Origin of the sequence: Haladaptatus cibarius D43 (genome assembly GCF_000710615.1) — an archaeon.
Taxonomy (GTDB): Archaea; Halobacteriota; Halobacteria; order Halobacteriales; family Haladaptataceae; genus Haladaptatus; species Haladaptatus cibarius.
Map to the genome: position 1 here is coordinate 120,030 of NZ_JDTH01000002.1, position 19,296 is coordinate 139,325.

The 19,296-nt window shown below is 60.9% G+C and carries 20 protein-coding genes; 14 read left to right on the forward strand and 6 right to left on the reverse strand.

Going from position 1 to position 19,296, the window contains the following annotated elements; all coding sequences use genetic code 11:
- Positions 1–595 precede the first annotated feature (595 nt).
- Both HL45_RS05795 and HL45_RS21780 read right to left on the reverse strand, forming a co-directional pair.
- Positions 596–763 carry a hypothetical protein gene (locus HL45_RS05795; protein WP_233274698.1) on the reverse strand — a complete coding sequence of 56 codons (168 nt, stop codon included), beginning with the start codon at positions 761–763 and terminating at the stop codon, positions 596–598.
- Between the two features lie 42 nt (positions 764–805).
- Positions 806–985, reverse strand: a complete 180-nt coding sequence (locus HL45_RS21780) for a DUF7556 family protein (RefSeq protein ID WP_449404100.1) — start codon at positions 983–985, stop codon at positions 806–808.
- A 297-nt stretch (positions 986–1,282) separates the two neighbouring features.
- Between HL45_RS21780 and HL45_RS05800 the strand changes: the two genes are divergently transcribed.
- Both HL45_RS05800 and HL45_RS05805 read left to right on the forward strand, forming a co-directional pair.
- Entirely contained in the window at positions 1,283–2,335 is a 1,053-nt protein-coding gene (locus HL45_RS05800) for a DUF1616 domain-containing protein (protein ID WP_049970206.1), read from the forward strand.
- The gene (locus HL45_RS05805) at positions 2,335–2,916 is read left to right on the forward strand and encodes a metal-dependent hydrolase (protein ID WP_049970207.1); all 582 of its coding nucleotides are present in this window, start codon (positions 2,335–2,337) and stop codon (positions 2,914–2,916) included. Before HL45_RS05800 ends, HL45_RS05805 begins: the two co-directional genes overlap by 1 nt.
- Before the next feature lie 26 nt (positions 2,917–2,942).
- On the opposite strand, the gene HL45_RS05810 is transcribed toward HL45_RS05805, so the two are convergent.
- The 3 genes from HL45_RS05810 to HL45_RS05820 are packed head-to-tail and all read right to left on the reverse strand — an operon-like array spanning position 2,943 to position 5,836.
- Complete coding sequence (locus HL45_RS05810) at positions 2,943–3,170, reverse strand: zinc-ribbon domain-containing protein (protein WP_049970208.1); 228 nt, start codon at positions 3,168–3,170, stop codon at positions 2,943–2,945.
- 39 nt (positions 3,171–3,209) lie between these two features.
- Positions 3,210–4,226 carry a lipid II:glycine glycyltransferase FemX gene (locus HL45_RS05815; protein WP_049970209.1) on the reverse strand — a complete coding sequence of 339 codons (1,017 nt, stop codon included), beginning with the start codon at positions 4,224–4,226 and terminating at the stop codon, positions 3,210–3,212.
- Positions 4,223–5,836 (reverse strand): alkaline phosphatase family protein, encoded by a 1,614-nt coding sequence (locus HL45_RS05820; protein ID WP_049970210.1) that lies wholly within the window; start codon positions 5,834–5,836, stop codon positions 4,223–4,225. The genes HL45_RS05815 and HL45_RS05820 overlap by 4 nt, the downstream gene beginning before the upstream one ends.
- Before the next feature lie 311 nt (positions 5,837–6,147).
- Here HL45_RS05820 and HL45_RS05825 point away from each other — a divergent pair, with 311 nt between their 5' ends.
- From HL45_RS05825 to HL45_RS05835, 3 genes are all read left to right on the forward strand, one after another.
- Positions 6,148–7,068 carry a twin-arginine translocation signal domain-containing protein gene (locus tag HL45_RS05825; RefSeq protein WP_049970211.1) on the forward strand — a complete coding sequence of 307 codons (921 nt, stop codon included), beginning with the start codon at positions 6,148–6,150 and terminating at the stop codon, positions 7,066–7,068.
- A gap of 138 nt (positions 7,069–7,206) precedes the next feature.
- Positions 7,207–8,643, forward strand: coding sequence for a hypothetical protein (locus HL45_RS05830; RefSeq protein ID WP_049970212.1), 1,437 nt, complete (start codon positions 7,207–7,209; stop codon positions 8,641–8,643).
- The gene (locus tag HL45_RS05835) at positions 8,640–8,849 is read left to right on the forward strand and encodes a hypothetical protein (protein ID WP_049970213.1); all 210 of its coding nucleotides are present in this window, start codon (positions 8,640–8,642) and stop codon (positions 8,847–8,849) included. The genes HL45_RS05830 and HL45_RS05835 overlap by 4 nt, the downstream gene beginning before the upstream one ends.
- Positions 8,850–8,963: 114 nt before the next feature.
- On the opposite strand, the gene HL45_RS05840 is transcribed toward HL45_RS05835, so the two are convergent.
- Positions 8,964–9,515, reverse strand: a complete 552-nt coding sequence (locus HL45_RS05840) for a DUF7344 domain-containing protein (protein ID WP_049970214.1) — start codon at positions 9,513–9,515, stop codon at positions 8,964–8,966.
- Between the two features lie 414 nt (positions 9,516–9,929).
- On the opposite strand from HL45_RS05840, the gene HL45_RS05845 reads away from it, so the two are divergent.
- The 9 genes from HL45_RS05845 to HL45_RS05885 all read left to right on the forward strand — a co-directional run bounded on the left by HL45_RS05845 (position 9,930) and on the right by HL45_RS05885 (position 19,148).
- Entirely contained in the window at positions 9,930–10,508 is a 579-nt protein-coding gene (locus HL45_RS05845; protein WP_049970215.1) for an acyltransferase, read from the forward strand.
- Complete coding sequence (locus HL45_RS05850) at positions 10,505–11,581, forward strand: DegT/DnrJ/EryC1/StrS family aminotransferase (RefSeq protein WP_049970216.1); 1,077 nt, start codon at positions 10,505–10,507, stop codon at positions 11,579–11,581. The genes HL45_RS05845 and HL45_RS05850 overlap by 4 nt, the downstream gene beginning before the upstream one ends.
- Positions 11,574–12,551: a Gfo/Idh/MocA family protein gene (locus tag HL45_RS05855; protein ID WP_049970217.1), complete on the forward strand. Its 978-nt coding sequence runs from the start codon at positions 11,574–11,576 to the stop codon at positions 12,549–12,551. Before HL45_RS05850 ends, HL45_RS05855 begins: the two co-directional genes overlap by 8 nt.
- Positions 12,548–13,903: a nucleotide sugar dehydrogenase gene (locus tag HL45_RS05860; RefSeq protein ID WP_049970218.1), complete on the forward strand. Its 1,356-nt coding sequence runs from the start codon at positions 12,548–12,550 to the stop codon at positions 13,901–13,903. Before HL45_RS05855 ends, HL45_RS05860 begins: the two co-directional genes overlap by 4 nt.
- Entirely contained in the window at positions 13,904–14,971 is a 1,068-nt protein-coding gene (locus HL45_RS05865; protein ID WP_084156810.1) for a glycosyltransferase family 2 protein, read from the forward strand.
- Positions 14,968–16,038 carry a non-hydrolyzing UDP-N-acetylglucosamine 2-epimerase gene (gene wecB, locus HL45_RS05870; protein ID WP_049970219.1) on the forward strand — a complete coding sequence of 357 codons (1,071 nt, stop codon included), beginning with the start codon at positions 14,968–14,970 and terminating at the stop codon, positions 16,036–16,038. Before HL45_RS05865 ends, wecB begins: the two co-directional genes overlap by 4 nt.
- Positions 16,022–16,915 (forward strand): polysaccharide deacetylase family protein, encoded by an 894-nt coding sequence (locus HL45_RS05875; RefSeq protein WP_049970220.1) that lies wholly within the window; start codon positions 16,022–16,024, stop codon positions 16,913–16,915. The genes wecB and HL45_RS05875 overlap by 17 nt, the downstream gene beginning before the upstream one ends.
- 89 nt (positions 16,916–17,004) lie before the next feature.
- Entirely contained in the window at positions 17,005–18,078 is a 1,074-nt protein-coding gene (locus tag HL45_RS05880; RefSeq protein WP_049970221.1) for a GNAT family N-acetyltransferase, read from the forward strand.
- Complete coding sequence (locus HL45_RS05885) at positions 18,075–19,148, forward strand: DUF354 domain-containing protein (RefSeq protein WP_049970222.1); 1,074 nt, start codon at positions 18,075–18,077, stop codon at positions 19,146–19,148. The genes HL45_RS05880 and HL45_RS05885 overlap by 4 nt, the downstream gene beginning before the upstream one ends.
- The last annotated feature ends 148 nt before the right edge of the window (positions 19,149–19,296 follow it).

The following is a 19,296-nucleotide window of genomic DNA, read 5'->3' on the forward strand; positions in this document are numbered from 1 at the left end:
TGTTTTGGTGGTTTCACCATATTTTGAATTTTTGCTTCGGTGAGCGTTTGAATAACAATTTTGGGTTTGGAAGTTCTTGCATTCGTTTTGACTTGGTAGTTTTGCAACTGCCGACTCCAAGTCACGCCCTCGCTCGTCATTCGCTCCTTACAGTCGCTTATTCCTCGCTTCGCCCGTTGCCACCAGGACAGCAAGAGGGCCGAGTGCGTCGCACTCGGCCCTCAACTGATTGCTCGGCTTTCCGCCGTAGGTTGGAAAATAAGTTTCCGAAAAAACGGCTGGTCGGTCTTGGGTTGGGCGGGCAGGCCGCTGGCCTGCCCGCCCTGCTGACCTGGTGTCTCGAAAACGCAGAGCGTTTTCAACGGCAGGAAAGAGCGTGTCTCTTTCCGTGGATACGGGCGAACGAGGAGTGAGCGACTGCAAGGAGCGAGTGACGAGGGAGGGTGGGTTTGGAGTCGGGAATTGCAATCGATTACCACACAAAGCACCGACTATCCATTGTGAAAACCTACAATCGCAGTTTCAAGCGTAACCGAAAACACGGCTACAGTTCGCCAATCCTCTTTTAGTCGCTAGCCCGAGATTCCGAGTTTGGTCAGTAGATCGACGGTCCACCCCATCGTTTCGACGATGAGGTATCCGAGGTAGATGCCGATGATGCCGGGGAGTTTTGGCGGGCGGGAATCGGCACGCCGAGGGAGTGAAACAGTCCCCCGGTGATGACGCCGGTCAGCAGTGCAAGCACCGTCAGTGTGAGATTCATTGTGAATCCTCTGCGGACAGCGCAGTAAAAAGTAGTTTGGAGTTAGCGCCACTGCGAGATGACCTGCGATTCCGAGGCCGGCATCGAAATCCACGCCTCATCTCGTGTCACGTCCGCGATGACGGCGAGTTCATCCCCATTCTCGTCTTCGTCTAGTGCGAACATGACTTCGTCGTCGGGAACCTGTGCCTCGAAATCGTCGGCTGAGCGTGTCCAATTCAGAGTAAATCACCATCGTTCGACTCGACCTTCGGCAAGGCAAGCAGACGACTATGGTGCCGTCTCATACTTTGTTATGTCCCGCCTGCAACCCTACAGGGAGTGATTGTAATCCCGTGAAAGCGAGGTATTCCGGAGCAACGAACCGATAGCGGCGGTTCGAACCGTCGCCGAGGGAGTACGCGCAGGATAACAAAGTACCATCGAGGAATATCCGAGTCACGGACTGATTTCGATGGTGTTTAGAGAACCAAAGACGGGACAGCACCGCGCGAAGACCGACGGTCGTTCGGGAACGACATGAGCCACGGAGCGAACGATTCGTGGTGGGCGAAACTCGCGCGCCCGGTACTTGAATTACCCCTCGACCTCGCGTTTCTCGGAACCGCAGTTGCGCTGGCCGCGTTCCCGCTCTATCAATCCGAAATTCATGGGACGCCGCTCGCCGCGGCGCTGGGACTTCCGGTCGCGCTATTTGCGCCGGGCTACGCCGTCGTTTCGCTCCTGTTTCCCGGGAACGGGCCGTCGCGTCGTTCGGCCCGTTCTCTTCCGAATCGGCTTCGACGCGGCGGAATTACCGTAGGCGAGCGACTCGCGCTTTCGTTCGGCGTCAGTCTTAGCCTCCTCCCGCTGTTCGGTCTGGCACTCTCACTCGCTGGATTTTCATTCACGCTGTTTACCGTCCTCTTCGGCCTCGTTTCGCTCACGCTCGGTGTGACGGTTCTCGCAGTGATTCGCCGCCTCACTACGCACGCTGACGACCGGTTTTCCGTCTCGATTCGCGGCGGCGCTTCCCGACTCCACAGTTCCCTCTTCGACGCCGAAACCGGTGCGGATGTCGCCCTCAACATCGTTCTCGCGCTGTCCGTGGTCGTCGCACTGTCGGCAGTCGGCTACGCGTTCGTCGCGCCACAGGACGGCGAGCAGTTTTCCCAGCTGTCCCTGCTCACGCAAACCGACGACGGCGAGTTCGTCGCGGAGAACTACCCGGAATCGTTCACGCCGGGTGAGACGCAACCGGTGTACGTCTCGGTAGCGAACCACGAAGAAGAGCGAGTCGAATACACCGTCGTCGCGGAACTTCAGCGCGTCGAACAGCGACCTGACGGGAGCGCGCGCATCGTCGAAGAGGAGGGACTGGAGCGATTCGACCAGCGCGTTCCGGCGGGCGAATCGTGGCGAACCCAACACGACATCGCGCCGACGATGGCCGGTGACAACCTCCGGGTGGTATACCTGCTCTACACGGGCGACCCGCCGACCGACCCGACCATCGAAAACGCGGACGAACACGCCTACATCTGGATAACCGTCGGTGTGAACGAGACCGAAACTACCACCGAGGCGGAATAATGTGGCCGTGGGAACACCTCGCGTTCGGCTATCTGGCCTACTCGGCTTCGAGGCGGCTCGTCACCGGAAAACCGCCGCGGAGCGACGCGGTCGTCGCTCTCGGAATCGCAACACAACTGCCCGACCTCGTGGACAAGCCCCTCGCGTGGACGCTTTCGATTCTTCCGAGCGGGCACTCGCTGGCCCATTCGCTGCTGACCGCGCTCCCGCTTTCTGCGGTCGCGCTGGTTTTGGCCCACCGCGCCCGTCGAACAGACATCGGCGTGGCGTTCACGGTTGGCTACCTCTCACACCTCGCTGGCGACATCATCTACCCGATTGCGGTCGGCAAAGACCCCGCACCGGGATTTCTGCTGTGGCCCCTCGTCTCCGTTCCGCAAGACCAGTCGAGTCTCGGCTTTTTGGCCCGGTTTCGCCAATACTTCGGCGACTACCTCACCTACCTGAACGACCCCGAGATTCAGAGCTATCTCGCACTCGAACTCGGCCTCCTGTTCTTCGTCTTCTTCCTGTGGCTAGTCGATGGGATGCCCGGCGTCCCGCGGAAAATTGTCCGTTACGCGCCGGTAATCGGTCGTTGATAACGGATTTTAAAACAAACTGTCGGCTATTCTTCCGGTAGTCTCGTTCCGCAGTGCTGACAAATATTGTCGTTACGGTCGATTTTCTTCCCACAGGTGGGACAGCCGTTCCACGACAGTCCATCGATTTGCACTGAAGACAGTCCGAGCGCGACGAGAAGAAATCCGGCGATAAAAACACCGACCGGCCCGAACGAGATTCCAATCGACCACGCAATCAGTGCGAGGCCTGCCGCCACGAGTGGGTTTTCCATACGTGGTCGCTGTGACGGATAAACAAAAATTTTGTCAGTTCATCTAAATCGCTTGTACACGTCCGTCAGCAGGTTCATCATCCGGGTGCCGCGCTCCAAACTGTAGTAGCGCACGAGTTCGGGGTTGAACTTCGCCTTGTAACCGCAGAGTCGGCGCTCGTTCGCGCCGACGAGGTCGTAGCGCGGGATTCCCTCGTCCATCGCGTCGCGCATAATTTTCCAGTCCACGAGGTCGTTCACTGGCACGTCGTGGTCGTGTTTCGCGCCGCCCTGCCAACGATAGATTCGTTCGTCGTCCGCCAGCGCGACCATCCCGCCCGCGAACTCGCCATCGACTTCGCAGACGTAGGGCCGAACCGCGCCTTCAGGAAGGCTCTGGTAGAGGTCGGCGACGAAGTTTGCAGAGAGGCGGTAGGGTTCGTCCTGCGCGTCGTGGCGGTCTTTGACCTGCCGAATGATTCGTCGGATGGCGTCTACGCCGCCGATGCGGATGTCGAATTTGCTCTCATCGGTTCGGGTGTTGCTCCGGGCGTCACTGCTGAAACTCGAAAGCACGTCTTCTTCGCCGGGCGTGAGGTCAACTTCGTAGGTGTGCCGCGGAAGCACCTCGAACTCGTTCCACTCGAACGGACGAATGTCCTCGTATCGCCCGCCGGTTCGAACGTGGACGTACTTCGGCCCGTACTGGCTGTCCAACCAGTCGAGACAGCCGTCGATGAATCGGCGGTGTCTGCGCTCTGCTTTGCGTCGTTTCAACTTCTCCATGTTCAACAGCACCGGGCCGAGATGCGGAAGCCAGAGGTTCGGCGGCGGTGAGAAAGCAGTCGTGACGCCCCCCTTCGAAATCGTGAAGGCGGGAAACAGACCGACCGGTTCCTGTCCTTTGTAGCCGACTAGTGGGTGAAGCGTAGCTCCCGTGTGTTCCGCCTGCGCCCGCAGGGCGTCAAGTCGGTGGAACACGTCACCATGTGGCGACCGCTCCACGTAATCGTCCCAGCGGTCTACGTCGTCTGCGCGCTCTACTCTGATGCCGTTTTTTTCGATGGTTACACTCATTCGAGATATCCGAGGTCTGCGAGTCGCGCTTCCACGCGCTCGTCGTCGGTTTCAACCGTCTCACCCGCGTCGTAGGCGGGGTAGCTCTGCTCGCCGACTGCTTCCACAATGGGAAGGACGCGCCCGTCCATCCGGTCGCTCGCGGGAACGCCGAGGCTCGCCAGAATCGTCGGAGCCACGTCGAACAGATGGGCGTCCGAGAGGGTCGCGTCGGCGTCGATATTTGCTCCCGTGGCCGCAAAAATTCCGTTCAGTTTGTGGTTCCACGGTTCGCGCGGCGGGCCGAACTGCTGGCCGCGCAGTTGTGCCGAAAGGAACTGGTCGAAGTCGGCAGGAACACAAACCACGTCAACCGCCTCGTCGCTGTACGGCCCGGTGAAAAACGCCTCGCGGGGCGCAACCGTCTCGAAGACCGGTTTGCCGTCCGGCGTTCTGACGCTGTCCAGTTTCCCGACGAGTTCGGAACGAACCTCGTCGTACTTTTCCGGGGGGACGACGCCGTCGGGATCGCGCCCTTCGAGGTTGATTCGAACCCCGCATTCGATTCTGTCGCGCATGAAGGCAGCGGAGTTCGAGAAATCGACCTGTTCGGTCGCGGCCCGGATGAAATTCTCCGGGACTCGTTTTGCGACGAACTCGTCCAGTCCCGCGCGAGCGAGGATGCTTCCGATTCGTTGGCTCGTAATGCCGACTTTCGCGGCGAGTGTGAGTCCCCGCTCGACTGCGCCCTGTTTTCGCGGTGAACTTTCTTCTCCCTGCTGTAACTGGTTGCCTGCAATGGTAGACCACGACGGCATTCCTTCGCCGCCGCGAACCGTTTTCACGTAGCCTTCATCGCACAAGAAATCGTTGACGCGGAACTCGTAGCCGGTGTATTCGCCGATTCCGTGGTCGCTGGCGACGATGACCGTATCCGGGTCGCAGTCGTCGAGAATTTCTCCGATTTGTTCGTCAACCGCTTCGTAGACGGCCCGAACGATGTCCTCCTCGCCCGGACACTCGTGAAAGACGGAGTCGGTGCTCTGAAACTGAACGAAGCCAAACTCCGGGTCGAAGCGATTTGCGAGGTATCGAAATGCGTCACCACGCATGCGCGTGAGACGCCGGTACCACTCGACCGACTTGTCTTTCGGAAGGTTTCGCGGGGCATACACCCGATAGCCGCCGATTTCGTTTCGCACATCGTTCAGCAGTCCTTCGGGGTGACAGCGAGGATTTTCCGGCGCGGTGTAGCCCGGGAGAACCGCCCCGTCGATTGCCCGCGGTGGATGTGTCACCGGAGCGTTGACGACGACGCTCGAACGGTCGTGGAAGTCGAGGAGTTCCCAGAGCGTGTGTTCGCGGACTCGGCTCGCGTTCACGACATCCCAGTCGTAGCCGTCGAAGTCGAGGAAGCCGAAAACGCCGTGCTTACCGGGGTTGACCCCGGTGTACAGCGAGGGCCACGCACTGGGTGTCCACGGCGGAATCTGCGATTCCAGTGGCCCTGACGACCCCTCGGCGAAAATCGACCGGAGGTGCGGAAGCGCGTCGTCCTCGAACAGTGGGTCGAGAACGGAGCGACACCCGGCGTCGATACCGACGAGGAGCGTCTGTAGTTGACAGTCCATGCTGTCTGCGAAAAACCCTTCTGCGTCCTTTGTTATGCGCCGGTTTCTCCCGGTGCAGACTGGTCATACCGGCGATATTCGCCCAAACATCCGAGTCTGCGGTTACGTGTGATTCAATAGCACGTTTCCACGGGTTTCGAGGTTCGAACCCCGTTTTTCTACTTAGTATGGCTCGGTGGCGGTCGAGAAACCGCGGCCTGAACGGGTAGCGAGTGTCTGCTGTGAAATCGGCCACCATGTTTAAATTCGTAAGGCAGCATTGAGACTGAACCAGAGGATACTTAAATCAGTAAGATAGCATTGAACCTGCAATGGCACGCGACCAAAAGAGAAGTGAGAAACTCAATCGACGTTCGTTCCTGAAGACGGCTGGCGCTGCGGTAACCGCCACTGCCGGACTCGGTGTAGCGAGCACAGGCGTTTCGGCAAGCGAGTATGAGACGATTACCGTTTCGGCAGGCGAGACGAAGAACATCTCCGTCGGTTCCGGCGAAACGTTCGAGAACAAACTCATCGACCAGAGCGCATCGGGCGCGTCGGTGATGATAGAGGCGAGCGGAAGCGACTGGACGATTCGAAACGTGGGCTTCAAGGGTGGTTGCAGTGCGAAGAATTTCGGTTCGTTCAGCATGATTCCGAGCGTTTCCTCGGGCGGCAAAGGCCTCATCGAGAACGTCTACATGGGCGACGGCGTCGAAACGAACAGCGCGAACGAAGCGGAACCCGGTGCAGTCTGGGTCAACGCGAACACGCCCCACGAGGGCGAACTGACGTTCCGCCACGTCAACATCCAGAAGTACGCGAACAACGGTCTGTACGCGAGCGGCCCCGGTGCGGCACAGGGTGCGGGTGCGGGCGGCCCCGTCAAAGTCGAGGAATGTTACTGTGCGAACAACGACATCGCCAACGTTCGACTCGGCACGCCGGGTTCCTACGTCAAAGATTCCGTCATCGAGAACACGGACTCTTCCGTCCATCACCCGAACGGACCGAACAAGCGCGGAATCTGGGGCTGGTACGTTCCCATTACCGTCGAAAACTGCGACGTGAGCGTCACCGACTACGAGGCCGTCAACGGTGGCTTCCACGGTGGCGAAGTCGTCGTCAAGAATTCGCAGGTCGAAGGGCCGACCAGCGGCTCCGTCAAGACCCAAAGCGTCGAAAGCAATCCGAAAACGAAGATTCCGAAGAAGGTTCCCCAGAGCGCGGAGCAGGCCGCGAAAGGCAACTAACTCTGCGGTAACGCGATATTTCTGGGCGTAAGCCCACCTTTTTCTGCCGTCAACGCGACAGCAATAGTATTTAAATAATCCATTTCTCATTGAGACTGAATCGGAATCTACTTAAATCAGTAAGGTAGCATTGAATTCATGGCACGCGACGAAACGGCACGCGGTTCCGAGAGAAAGGGCCACCTGAATCGACGCTCGTACCTGAAGTTTGCAGGTGCAACGGCGGCAACGTTCGCGGCGACCGGGTCAGCGGTCGGCACGAACGAGTACGAGACGATTACCGTTCCCGCAGGCGAGACGAAGTCCATCGCGGTCGGCGACGGCGAAACGTTCGAGAACAAACTCATCGACATGAGCGCGAGCGGCGCATCGGTGCTCATCACGACGATCGGTTCCGGCTGGACGATTCGGAACGTCGGCTTCAAAGGCGAACATCCCGGCGGTCACTACCTCATGACACCCGGCGTCTCCGACCCGGAAGGCACCGCCCTCATCGAGAACGTCTACATGGGCGACGGACAGGCCCCGCGAACGAAAAGCGGCGGCATCTGGGTCGATGCAAACCTCCCCCACCAAGGCACCATCACCTTCCGAAACGTCCACATCGCAGGTATGATCGACAACGGCCTGTACGGCTCAGGCCCCGGTGCACAGGGCTACGGCGGTAACCTCCACGTCGAATCCTCGTACTTCAAGGGCAACACCATCTCGAACGTTCGACTCAACTCGAAAACTCGCCCCTGTAACGTGACGAATACGGTTATCGACACGACCGGCGCGCAACCCTGCGGCGTCGGCTGTTCCGCCCCCGGTTCCACCAACACGCGGGCAATCTGGTCGTGGTACGGCGAAACCCACCTCCGAAACTGCGACATCGTCGGCGACATCGCCACCATCGACGGCGGCACCGTCACCGAAACGAACACCCGGATTGGAGAGGCTGCTGACCTGACTCCGCCGAAGGGCGTCCCGATGTCGGCCGAGCAGGCCGCGAGCGGCGCTGGCGGCAGTTCGGGCAACCGTAAACAAGCGACTCAGCAGAAACAGGCCAAGGCACAGGGACTTCCGAACGTCCTGAGCATTTCGAGTTCCGACGCCTCGACCGAAGCGAACTACGAGTTCGAGGTTACGGGCAAGGTCAAAAAATCCGCCAAGCGGGGCGGAACGAAGAGCAAAGAGGACACAATCGAGAACGGCACCGTCTCCGGTGCGGTCGCTGGCGGTACCGACAGCTATCAGTTCGCCGGAACCCTCACGAAGTTCAGCCTCGACGGCAACGCGACCCTCTATCTGAACGGCAAGCGCGTCACGCCCGGCAAACTCGGCCTGCCGAAAACCCTCGTCATCGACGGAAGCAAGGGCGACGGGGCCAGCACCTACACCTTCGACATCGGCGGTTCGGTTGCGAAAGACGACGACCTCGGTTCCGCCAACGACTTCGATACGATTTCCGGCAAGCGAGTGAAAGGCAGAGTTATCGACGGCACGGACGCCTACCGGTTCTCCGGCGACTTACAGCGCATCGAAATCGACGGCGGCGCGAAAGCGTGGGTCAGCGTGGAGCAAAACCAATGAGTAGCGTACAGTGGAAACAGCTTCCAGCCGACCCCGACCTCGAAGGCGACCTCGGCTACGAAATCGACGAGTGGGACGTGATTCGCGCCAGCAAAAACGACAAGGGACGGCTCATGTTCCTCCCGAAAGACGAGGAGATGCTTCGCGACGACGCCTTCATCCTCGCGGAAGCGAGTTCGGTCTGCAACGTCGAAGATAGGGTGTAGGAACTCTCGGTTCCTCGCCGGCGTTTTTCCTGCTTTGAAACTGGAGTAGCTACAGCGAGAAGGGTAGACTGGGTACAGCCTGCGGCTGAAACAGAACCAACCGTGAAAACGCGGCTACTGCCCCTCCGCCCGCCGAAGTTCCGGCGGCGTCCCCTGCACGGTTCGCCGCCGGTAGTAGACATACTGGCCGATGGCGGAGAGCGCGTAGACGACCAAAATGAGTATCGCGGTTGCGATTCCCGAAAGGAGGACGAACGGGTAGATTTCGAACCAGACGCCGAGAACGAGCAGGATGCTTCCGGCTGACAGCGCCAGATAGTATCTGTCCCACGGGATTTCCGGTCGGGAGACGTCCCTGAGGTAGGTGTCGAGTTCCCGTGCGCGACGCGAGAGGCTTACCTTCCCGTCTTCGCGGTCGTACTCGATGATTTTGGCATCGTCCAACTTCGGGAGATGCGTCTGGTAGAGCGAGATGTACACTCGTTTTCGCTGGTCGCTCGTGATTTCGGCGGTCGTCGTGTCGTTTTCCCACGCCGCGACTTGTTCGGTCAGACCGGACAGTTCGACAGTTCCCCCCTCTCGACGCAGGTAGTAGAGCGCGTACCGCCGTCGCGGACTCTTGAGAACTTCGAACACTTGGTCCTGTGAGAGTCCGGAACTAGCCATCGTGTGAAGACAGAGTTTGGCGACCACTCATCGGAAACAGTACACCTCCTTCGCTTCGTGACCACCCCGCAGTCACAGATGCCACCACCGCATATACCGGCTATCGCCACTGCTACACTTTGTTACCACGGTGCTGTTCGGGGGTAGCGTCGCCATACAGACGGACAGTCGGCGTATATCCCGTCATTTCGGCCCCGAAACGTAGATTACGGCGATTCAACTGCCGCTGTCGGGGCTAGTCTCGAACTACCACCCGCCAAGGAGCGTATAACAAAGAGGACTGGTAGGCATGGAGGGAATAACGCCTGTTCGCCGTTCTCACGGCCGAAACGGGCTATCCACGACCCAACCTATGAACTCACTACTAACCACTGACACGCCCTGCGACCCGTGTCCCGACAGGGGTGGTCATCGGTGACCGAACCGCAGAGTCAAGACCGAAGCGTCCATGCAGACGCGACAGTCGGCTACGCCTACTCCGAGGACTCGACCGACCCCGTCATCGGCGACGATGCGACCATCCGGTCGGGAACCGTCATCTACGACGACGTAACGATTGGTGACGGGTTTTCGACCGGCCACGGTGCGCTCGTCCGGGAAGAGACGAGTATCGGCGACGAAGTCGTCGTCGGAACGAACGCGGTCATCGACGGACAGACGACCATCGGCTCTCGCGTGAGTATGCAGACGAACGTCTACGTGCCGACGAACACCACCATCGGAGAACGCGTGTTCATCGGGCCGTCGGCGACGTTCACGAACGACAGATACCCGATTCGACGCTCGTTCGAACTCGAAGGCCCGACAATCGAGGACGACGTTTCAATCGGCGCGAACGCCACGCTCCTGCCCGGCGTTACGGTCGGCAAAGGTTCTTTCGTCGCAGCGGGTGCCGTCGTGATAGATGACGTTCCGCCCGGAACCCTCGCGGTCGGCGCACCCGCCGAACACCGTCCGCTCCCCGAGTCGCTTACGGGAGGAAACGACATTTGATTCCTATCGCCGACCCTGAACTGGGAGCAGAAGAAATCGAGTCGGCAATCGACTGTCTCGAAAGCGGACAGTTGGCGGACGGCCCCGAAGTCAGGACGTTCGAATCGGAGTTCGCCGACTTCTGCGGGGCGGAGTTCGGCGTCGCCGCGAGCAACGGGACGACCGCCCTCCACGCCGCCTTCGCCGCGCTGGAAATCGGAGAGGGGGATACGGTCGTCACCTCGCCGTTCTCCTTCGTTGCCAGCGCGAACGCGATCCGACTGGCCGGGGCGGAACCCGTCTTCGCCGACATCGACCCGGCGACGTACACGCTAGACCCCTACGCCACGGAGGAGGCGGTGCGGGAACACGAGGCGGACGCCATTCTTCCGGTTCACCTCTACGGCTTGCCAGCGAACATGGGCCATCTCGAAGACATCGCCGAAACGCACGACATTCCGCTCATCGAGGACGCCGCCCAAGCGCACGGCGCGGCGTTCGACGGGCAACCAGTCGGGTCGTTCGGCGACGCGGCCTGTTTCTCCTTCTATCCGACGAAGAACATGACGACGGGGGAAGGAGGGATGGTGACGACCGACCGCAGAGACGTGGCCGAGCGCGCGGCGAGTTTTATCAACCACGGCCGAACCGCGGGAGGTGGCTACGACCACGTTCGTCTCGGCCACAACTTCCGCATGACGAGCATGGCCGCGGCAATCGGTCGCGTGCAGTTGTCGCGCCTGCCGGAGTACAACGAAACCCGACGCGCGAACGCGGCGTACCTCTCCGACAGACTCCGGGGGTCGTCCGTGACGACCCCCGTCGAACCGGACGACCGGCGGCACGTCTACCATCAGTACACCGTGCGCACGGACGACCGCGAGGGTCTGAAGCAGTATCTCGAATCGGCGGGCGTCGGAACCGGCGTCTACTATCCGACGCCCATCCACGAACAGCCAGCGTACCGACACGTCGAACACGACGCCCCGATTTCGGAGCGGGCCGCGGAAGAAGTGCTTTCGTTGCCGATTCATCCGGGGCTGTCGAGCGACGACGTGCGAACCATTGCATCCGTGATTACGAGTTATGAGTGAATCAATCAACGCGGTCGTTATCGGCGTTGGAAGTATGGGTCGCCATCACGCCCGCGTCTACAGCGAACTGCCGGAGGTCAACCTCGTCGGCATTCACGACGTGGACGAGAAACGAGCATCCGAAGCCGCCCGCGACCACGGGTCGCAGGCGGTCGGTATGGAGGAAGCAATCCGCGAAGCGGACATCGCCTCCATCGCCGTTCCGACGCCCTATCACTACGAGACGGCGAAACGGTGCATCGAAGGTGGCGTTCACATCCTCGTCGAAAAACCGTTCGTCGCGGAACCGGAGGAAGGCCGAGACCTCATCGCACGCGCAGAGAACGCGGGTGTCACGATACAGGTCGGCCACATCGAACGGTTTAATCCGGCGATTCGAACCCTCTCGGAAATCGTCTCCGAGCTCGACATCATCGCCATCGACGCACAGCGACTCGGCCCGCCGCCGGAGGGCCGGGCCGTGGACGTGAGCGCGGTGATGGATTTGATGATTCACGATTTGGACGTGCTGCTCTCCATCGTGGACGACGACATCACCTCGGTAACCGCGATCGGAACGCAGGACAACCGCTACGCCAGCGCGAACATCGAGTTCGACGGCGGCGTCGTCGCCGGATTGACGGCGAGTCGCGTGACGCAGGAAAAGGTTCGAAAACTCTCGATTACGGCCGAAGAGTGCCGAGTGAACGTCGATTACACCAATCAGTCGGTGGAGATTCACCGCCACTCCATGCCGGAATACATCGAGGACAACGGCGATCTGCGCTACCGCCACGAGAGCATCGTGGAACGGCCAACCGTCGAAAACGGCGAACCGCTGAAAAACGAACTTCGCTCGTTCGTTCGAAGTGTAACCACGGGTTCGACGCCGGTCGTGACCGGCGAGGACGGCCTTCGCGTCCTCGAAGTCGCGCGGGAAATCGACGATTTGGCGTCGGGGTTACGCGAACAGGAGGTGCATCTCGGGTGAGCCTACGGGAAGCAAAAACGCTCTACGGAAGCGACGTTGACGCGAACGACCAGCGCGAAGCGTTCCGTTCGGGAAACGTCCCGGTCGCGGTGTACGGCCTCGGCAAGATGGGCCTGCCCCTCGCGGCGGTGTACGCAGAAACCTGCGGCAACGTCGTCGGCGCGGACATCGACCCCGAAGTCGTCGCCGCCATCAATCGCGGCGACTGCCACGTCAAGCGCGAACCCGGACTCCCCGAACTCGTTTCCGAGACGGTCGAGTCGGGGGCGCTTCGAGCAGTCGAATCGCCGACGAAAGCGGCACACGAGGCCGCGATTCACGTCGTCATCGTCCCGACGCCGATTACGGATTCGAACGAACCCGACCTCGCCATCCTTCAGTCGGTGGCCGAAGCCATCGCCGAAGGACTCGAACCGGGTGACCTCGTCGTGGTCGAATGCACGGTTCCGCCGGGGACGACCCGCGACGAACTGCTCCCGCTGTTGGAGCGCGAGAGCGGGCTTTCGCGCGAGGAGTTCGGCGTCGCAGTTTGTCCGGAACGAACCGCAAGCGGGCGCGCCTTGGAGGACATTCGCGGAGCCTACCCGAAAGTCGTCGGCGGCGTGGACGACGAAAGCACCCGCGTTGCGGAACTCGTCTACGGCGAACTCACCGACAACGACGTGATTCCCGTGCCGAATGCGACGACCGCGGAGGCGGTGAAAGTGTTCGAGGGCGTCTACCGCGACGTGAACATCGCGCTGGCGAACGAACTCGCCAAAATCGCCGACGACGCCGGAATCAGCGTCAACGGGGCAATCGAAACGGCGAACACCCAGCCCTTCTGTGACATCCACAAACCGGGGCCCGGCGTCGGGGGGCACTGCATTCCGTACTACCCGTACTTCCTCGTAGAGCAGTTCGACGCGGAGTTCCCGCTTCTGCGAACCGCCCGCGAGGTGAACGATTCCATGCCCGCCTTCACGGTCGAAAAGACCGCGGAGTTGCTGGCCGAAGAAGGAAAACCGGTGTCGGACTCGCGAGTGCTCGTCCTCGGACTGACGTATCGTCCGGGTGTAGAGGAAACGCGGGCGACCCCCGCAAAGCCGATTTGCGCAGACCTCACGGAACGCGGTGCAGAGGTGTTCGCCGTTGACCCCATGTTGGATGACATCTCGGGATTCGACGCGACGAACGTCGCGCTCGAATCCCTCGGCGAGTACGAGTTCGACGCCGCAATCCTCGTCACCAACCACGACGAGTTCGCGGGCATCGACTGGGCCGGATTCGACCCGATGGTGGTCGTGGACGGCCGGGACGCTCTCGACCTGTCGTGGTCGAATCATCGAGTCTACACCATCGGAGGTGACTGAATGTACGAGGGACACACCGTCGCCGTCGTGATTCCGGCGTACAACGAGGAAGGATTGGTCGGACGCGTCATCGACACCGTGCCCGAGTTCGTCGATAGGGTGTACGCCGTAGACGACTGTTCGACCGACGAAACGTGGGACGAAATCCGCGCTCACGCCGGGCGGACAGTTCCGATTACCGACGGTGGCGACACCGATTCTCCGTTCGACCAGCGCGTCGTCCCGATTCGACATTCGGCAAATCGGGGCGTCGGCGCGGCCATCAAAACCGGCTACTGTCGCGCTCGGGAGGACGGAATCGACGTGACCGCGGTAATGGCCGGAGACGGGCAGATGGAACCCGACATGCTGGCCCGCGTCATCCAACCGATTGTCGATGGCCGCGCCGACTACGCGAAAGGAAACCGGCTTTCGACGCCGGGATTCCGCGAAGGAATGTCGACGTGGCGGAGTTTCGGCAACTGGCTCCTGACCTTTCTCACGAAGGTCGCAAGCGGCTACTGGGGGATGGTTGACCCGCAGAACGGCTACACCGCGATTTCGGGACGGGCGCTCTCCGAGTTGGACATCGAAGCCGTCTACGACGATTACGGCTTCGCAAATGCGTTGCTGGTCAGATTGAACGTCCACGACATGCGGGTTGCCGACGTGACCATGCCCGCCGTGTACGGCGACGAACGAAGCACGATTCGGTACACGACGTTCGTGCCGAAACTGTCCGCGCTGCTGTTGTGGGGATTCCTCTGGCGACTCAAAGCAAAATACCTCGTCAGGGATTTCCACCCACTCGCGTTCCTGTACGGTCTCGGTGCGCTGGGGACGGGCGCAGGCCTGCTCACCCTGCTTCGAAAGCAGCGCGAAACGAACGACGGCCTTTCGGCTACACTCCTCGGTGGCCTCTGTATCGTGCTTGCGATGACGTTTGACAGGCACGCGAACGAGGGACTGGAAGAACGCGACGAGTTGGAAGTTCACGGCGAGATGGAGGACGACTGGAAGGGACAGCGCGACTGGCAAGAACAAGACGAGTGGAAACCACGGGACGGCGGGGAGGTGCACGACGAATGAAAGTACTGACCGTCGTCGGCGCGCGCCCGCAGTTCGTGAAGGCCGCCGTCGTTTCGCGCGAACTGCGGAGGAAGCGGAACGACCACGAGGAAGTTCTCGTTCACACCGGCCAACACTACGACGAAGAGCTGTCCGAGGTGTTTTTCGAGGAACTGTCGATTCCGCGCCCGGACTACAACCTCGGCGTCGGCTCGAAATCGCACGGAAAACAGACCGCGGAGATGCTCGCCGGACTGGAGACGAAAATCGAGGACGAAAACCCCGACGTGGTTCTCGTGTACGGCGACACCAACTCTACCCTCGCGGCGGCAATCGCGGCCTCGAAGATGGAACCGCCTCTGGCCCACGTCGAAGCCGGAATGCGGAGCGGAAGCGACATTCCGGAGGAGACGAACCGCGTTCTCACCGACCACGGTGGTGACCTCCTGCTCGCGCCGTCCCCCGATGCGCTCGACAACCTCGAACGCGAGGGAATCACGGAGGGCGTCCACTTTACGGGCGACGTGGGATACGACGCCCTGCTGTGGGCGCGGGAGCGAGCGGACGAAAGCGTCCTCTCCGATGTTGGAATCGCAGCGGAGGAGTTCGTCTTGGCGACGGTTCACCGGGATACGAACACCGACGACCCGGAGCGATTGGAGGCCATCCTCTCCGCGCTGGCGGACGACCCGAGACGGGTCGTCCTGCCAGCGCATCCGCGAACTGTGGACTGTCTCGAAGCGTTCGGTCTGTACGAACTGGCCGAGCGGGAACTGACGCTCACCGACCCCGTCGGCTACCGCCAGTTCGTCGCCCTGCTGGATTCGGCGGCCGTCGTGACGACCGACTCCGGCGGCGTGCAAAAAGAGGCGTTCTTCCTCGACACGCCCTGTGTCACCTTCCGCGAAGAGACGGAGTGGGTCGAAACGGTCGAAAGCGGATGGAACACGCTGGTCGGTGCCGACGGAGAAGCGATCCGGCGTGCGATGCGCGATGCGACGAAACCGGACGAGAAGCCCGCGCCCTACGGCGACGGGAACGCTGCTGAACGAATCGTGGAGGTGCTTGCCAATGCTACCGGGATATGAGTTCGAACTGTGTTTAACGCACGACGTGGATAGGCCGTACAAGGGGATACAGGCCCCCTACTACGCATTTTCGAATAGAAACCCTCGCCATCTCACGGGGCTGTTGCCGGGTGTCAACCCGTGGTGGCAGTTCGAGGAGATAATGGAGTTAGAGGAGTCGCTGGGCGTTCGCTCGGCGTTTTACTTCCTCCAAGAGGAGCCGATTTTCAAAAAATCGCCAGACGAGTGGCTCACGCCGCGCTACTGGATAGAACATCTGGGCCGGTACGACCTGTTCGACACCGACATTCTGGACGTCCTTCACGAGTTGGACGACGGCGGGTGGGAAGTCGGGCTTCACGGCTCCTACGATTCCTACGACGACCCCGACGCCCTCCGCGAGCAGAAAACCGCGCTCGAAGCCGCATTAGGACACACGATTCGCGGCGGCCGCCAGCATCATCTCAACCGGAACGAATCGACGTGGAATCACCACCGCGAAATCGGGCTGAAATACGATGCGACGCTCGGGTCGAGCAGCGAATACGGTTTTCAGCACGGCTACGAGGTGAAACGACCCTTCGACGACGATTTCCTCGTCTTCCCGCTGACGATGATGGACATCGCGGTGGCCGACCCCGGAACGAAGTTCGAGACGGCGTGGGATACCTGCGAGCAACTGCTGGACGAAGCCGCGGAAAACGACGCGGTGATGACGATTCTCTGGCACCCTCGCATGTTTGCGGACGAGTTCCCCGGTCACCGCCGACTGTATCGAAAGCTCATCGAGGGGGCGCTGGAACGCGGTGCGTGGGTCGGCCCGCCGGGAGACCTCTGTGATAGGCTCTCTCCCCTATCCACGAAACCGACCGGCACGGCGGGCCTACACGGGCCGTAGCCACCGCCTGACGCGAGTTCTGGGCACCCTTTTTCGAAGCAGGTGGAGGATAACAAAGTGAAAACCGGCGCTATCGACTGGCGAGACGAATGAGAGTCGAACGTTTAGACCTCGATGAATGGGAAGACCATCTCCCCAAAAGCGGGTTTGAGGTGTTCCACCTCCCCGACGCGCTCGCCGCTATCGAGCGCCACACGGCGGGAGAACTTCGCCTGTACGGGGGGTTCAAAGGACAGCAAGCGATTGCCCTGCTTCCGGTCGTCGTCAGAAACGGCCCGCTCGGAACCGCCGCGCTCTCGCCGCCGCCGGGGTTGGCGATACCGCGACTCGGGCCGATTCTGATGCCGACGAGTCCGAAACGACGGAAGCAAGAGAAAGTAAACCGCGAGTTCACCGAAACGGTGCTCGACCGGATTCGAACCGACTACACCGCGCAACTCGCTCGCGTCGGGTTCGATTCCCCGGTCGCACAGCGCGTGGGCGAACAGATGGAATCCGGCCTGACCCTGTTCCGAATGCTCTGTGGAACCGCTTACGGTGACCCGCGCCCCTACGTCTGGGGCGATTTGGACGTGGAACCGTACTTCACGTACCATCTCGACCTCGAAGCGACGACGGCTGACGCGGTGAAAAAATCGTTCAGCAAGAGCCTCCGACGGGAAATTCGAGACGCAAAGGAGTTGGAAGTGAGCGTCGAGAAAGAGGGACTCGAAGGTGCGCGCGAGGTGTATTCGGACACCATCGAGCGATACGACGAGCAGGGCGAAACCCTCGGTCTGTCGTGGGAGTACGTCCGCGACCTGTGGGAAGGACTGGACGACCACGCCCAGACCTACGTGGCCCGGGATTCGTCGGGGAATTATTTGAGCGGCATTACTGCTCTGTACTCCAACGACGCGGCGTACTTCTGGCAGGGCGGCGCGAGAGCGGTTTACGAGGGAACCAGCGTGAACAGCCTCGTCCACTGGCATATCATCAAGGATATCGTGTCGGGTTCACCGGTCGAATCGGTGACCACTTACGACCTGATGGGGGCGAACACGGAACGGCTCTGTCGGTACAAAGCGAAGTTCGGGGCCGACCTTGTTCCCTATTACCTCGTCGAATCGAGTGGCAGAACCATGGATGCCGCGAAACGAGCCTACCAGTTCGTCAGGGGATGAGATACCTGTTTTTCACCAACACGCCCGCGCACGTCCACCTGTATCGACACGCGGTGGAAACCCTGCGCGAGCGTGGACACGACGTACTCGTCCTCGGGCGCGATTACGGCTGTACCCGCGCCCTGCTCGAATATCACGACCTGCCCCACGAAATCTACGGCCAGTGCGGGACGACGAAGCTCTCGCTGTTCCGCGAACTCCCGGAGCATTACTTCGAAATCTTCCGGCGCGCCCGGCAGTACGACCCCGAACTCATCTTCGGCGTCGGGTCGTATGCGGCCCACGCGGGTGCACTGACGCGAACGCCGGTCGTGGTCGTCGCGGATTCGGAACCGACGACCATCGACCACGCCGTCGCCCGTCCGTTCGTGAACACGTTCCTGACGCCGCACACGTTCGGGAAAGACCTCGGGGCGAAACATTACGAGTTTCGCGGCTTCAAGGAACTCGCCTATCTGCACCCCGATGTGTACGAACCCGACCCGACCATTCGGGAACGGTTGGGTGTCGAACCGTACGAAAAGTTCGCAATCGTTCGATTCAACGCCTTCGGCTCGCACCACGACGTCGGCCATTCGGGATTCACGCCCGCAAAGCGTCGGAAACTCGTTTCGGCACTCTCGGAACACGCGACGGTGTTCGTTTCGGACGAGGGAGGCAATCCGGCACCCGGCGATTCCCGGTCGTTCGACCTCCATCCGGCACGACTACACGATGCGCTGGCGGAGGCGTCCTTGCTGGTCGCGGACACCCAGACGATGGTGACGGAGGCCGCACTGCTCGGAACGCCCGCAATTCGGTCGAACTCCTTCGTCGGCGAGTCGGATATGGGCAACTTCCTCGAACTCGAACGCGAGGGACTCATCGACAACTTCCGTAATTTCGAGGACGTGTTAGCCCGGTCGCTCGCCATCCTCGCGGACGATTTCGCGAAGGAACGCCTCCGCGAGCGGCGCGATTCGTATCTCGCGGACAAGGTGAACCTGACCGACGTTATCGTAGACGTTGCGACGAAAGCGGTTCCGGCGACGGAATCGATAGAACGAACCGCGGCGGTGTCCAGACGATGACGGGGGACGGGTTTCCGGGATTCGAATTTCCTGAATTCGCATCTCCGAGGCGTGAATTTCCGGGACGTGGGTACGACCGCCCTGTCACGCTGGACGAGTCGATAAAGCGGCGGATAACAAAACGGTTCTCCGGCGACGTTTCGCCCAC

Bases quoted from the DNA above. Each gene is read 5' to 3' on its own strand.
- HL45_RS05795 (WP_233274698.1), bottom strand. From the start codon at position 763: ATGAATCTCACACTGACGGTGCTTGCACTGCTGACCGGCGTCATCACC.
- HL45_RS05800 (WP_049970206.1), top strand. From the start codon at position 1,283: ATGAGCCACGGAGCGAACGATTCGTGGTGGGCGAAACTCGCGCGCCCG.
- HL45_RS05805 (WP_049970207.1), top strand. From the start codon at position 2,335: ATGTGGCCGTGGGAACACCTCGCGTTCGGCTATCTGGCCTACTCGGCT.
- HL45_RS05810 (WP_049970208.1), bottom strand. From the start codon at position 3,170: ATGGAAAACCCACTCGTGGCGGCAGGCCTCGCACTGATTGCGTGGTCG.
- HL45_RS05815 (WP_049970209.1), bottom strand. From the start codon at position 4,226: ATGAGTGTAACCATCGAAAAAAACGGCATCAGAGTAGAGCGCGCAGAC.
- HL45_RS05820 (WP_049970210.1), bottom strand. From the start codon at position 5,836: ATGGACTGTCAACTACAGACGCTCCTCGTCGGTATCGACGCCGGGTGT.
- HL45_RS05825 (WP_049970211.1), top strand. From the start codon at position 6,148: ATGGCACGCGACCAAAAGAGAAGTGAGAAACTCAATCGACGTTCGTTC.
- HL45_RS05830 (WP_049970212.1), top strand. From the start codon at position 7,207: ATGGCACGCGACGAAACGGCACGCGGTTCCGAGAGAAAGGGCCACCTG.
- HL45_RS05835 (WP_049970213.1), top strand. From the start codon at position 8,640: ATGAGTAGCGTACAGTGGAAACAGCTTCCAGCCGACCCCGACCTCGAA.
- HL45_RS05840 (WP_049970214.1), bottom strand. From the start codon at position 9,515: ATGGCTAGTTCCGGACTCTCACAGGACCAAGTGTTCGAAGTTCTCAAG.
- HL45_RS05855 (WP_049970217.1), top strand. From the start codon at position 11,574: ATGAGTGAATCAATCAACGCGGTCGTTATCGGCGTTGGAAGTATGGGT.
- HL45_RS05865 (WP_084156810.1), top strand. From the start codon at position 13,904: ATGTACGAGGGACACACCGTCGCCGTCGTGATTCCGGCGTACAACGAG.
- wecB (WP_049970219.1), top strand. From the start codon at position 14,968: ATGAAAGTACTGACCGTCGTCGGCGCGCGCCCGCAGTTCGTGAAGGCC.
- HL45_RS05875 (WP_049970220.1), top strand. From the start codon at position 16,022: ATGCTACCGGGATATGAGTTCGAACTGTGTTTAACGCACGACGTGGAT.
- HL45_RS05880 (WP_049970221.1), top strand. From the start codon at position 17,005: ATGAGAGTCGAACGTTTAGACCTCGATGAATGGGAAGACCATCTCCCC.
- HL45_RS05885 (WP_049970222.1), top strand. From the start codon at position 18,075: ATGAGATACCTGTTTTTCACCAACACGCCCGCGCACGTCCACCTGTAT.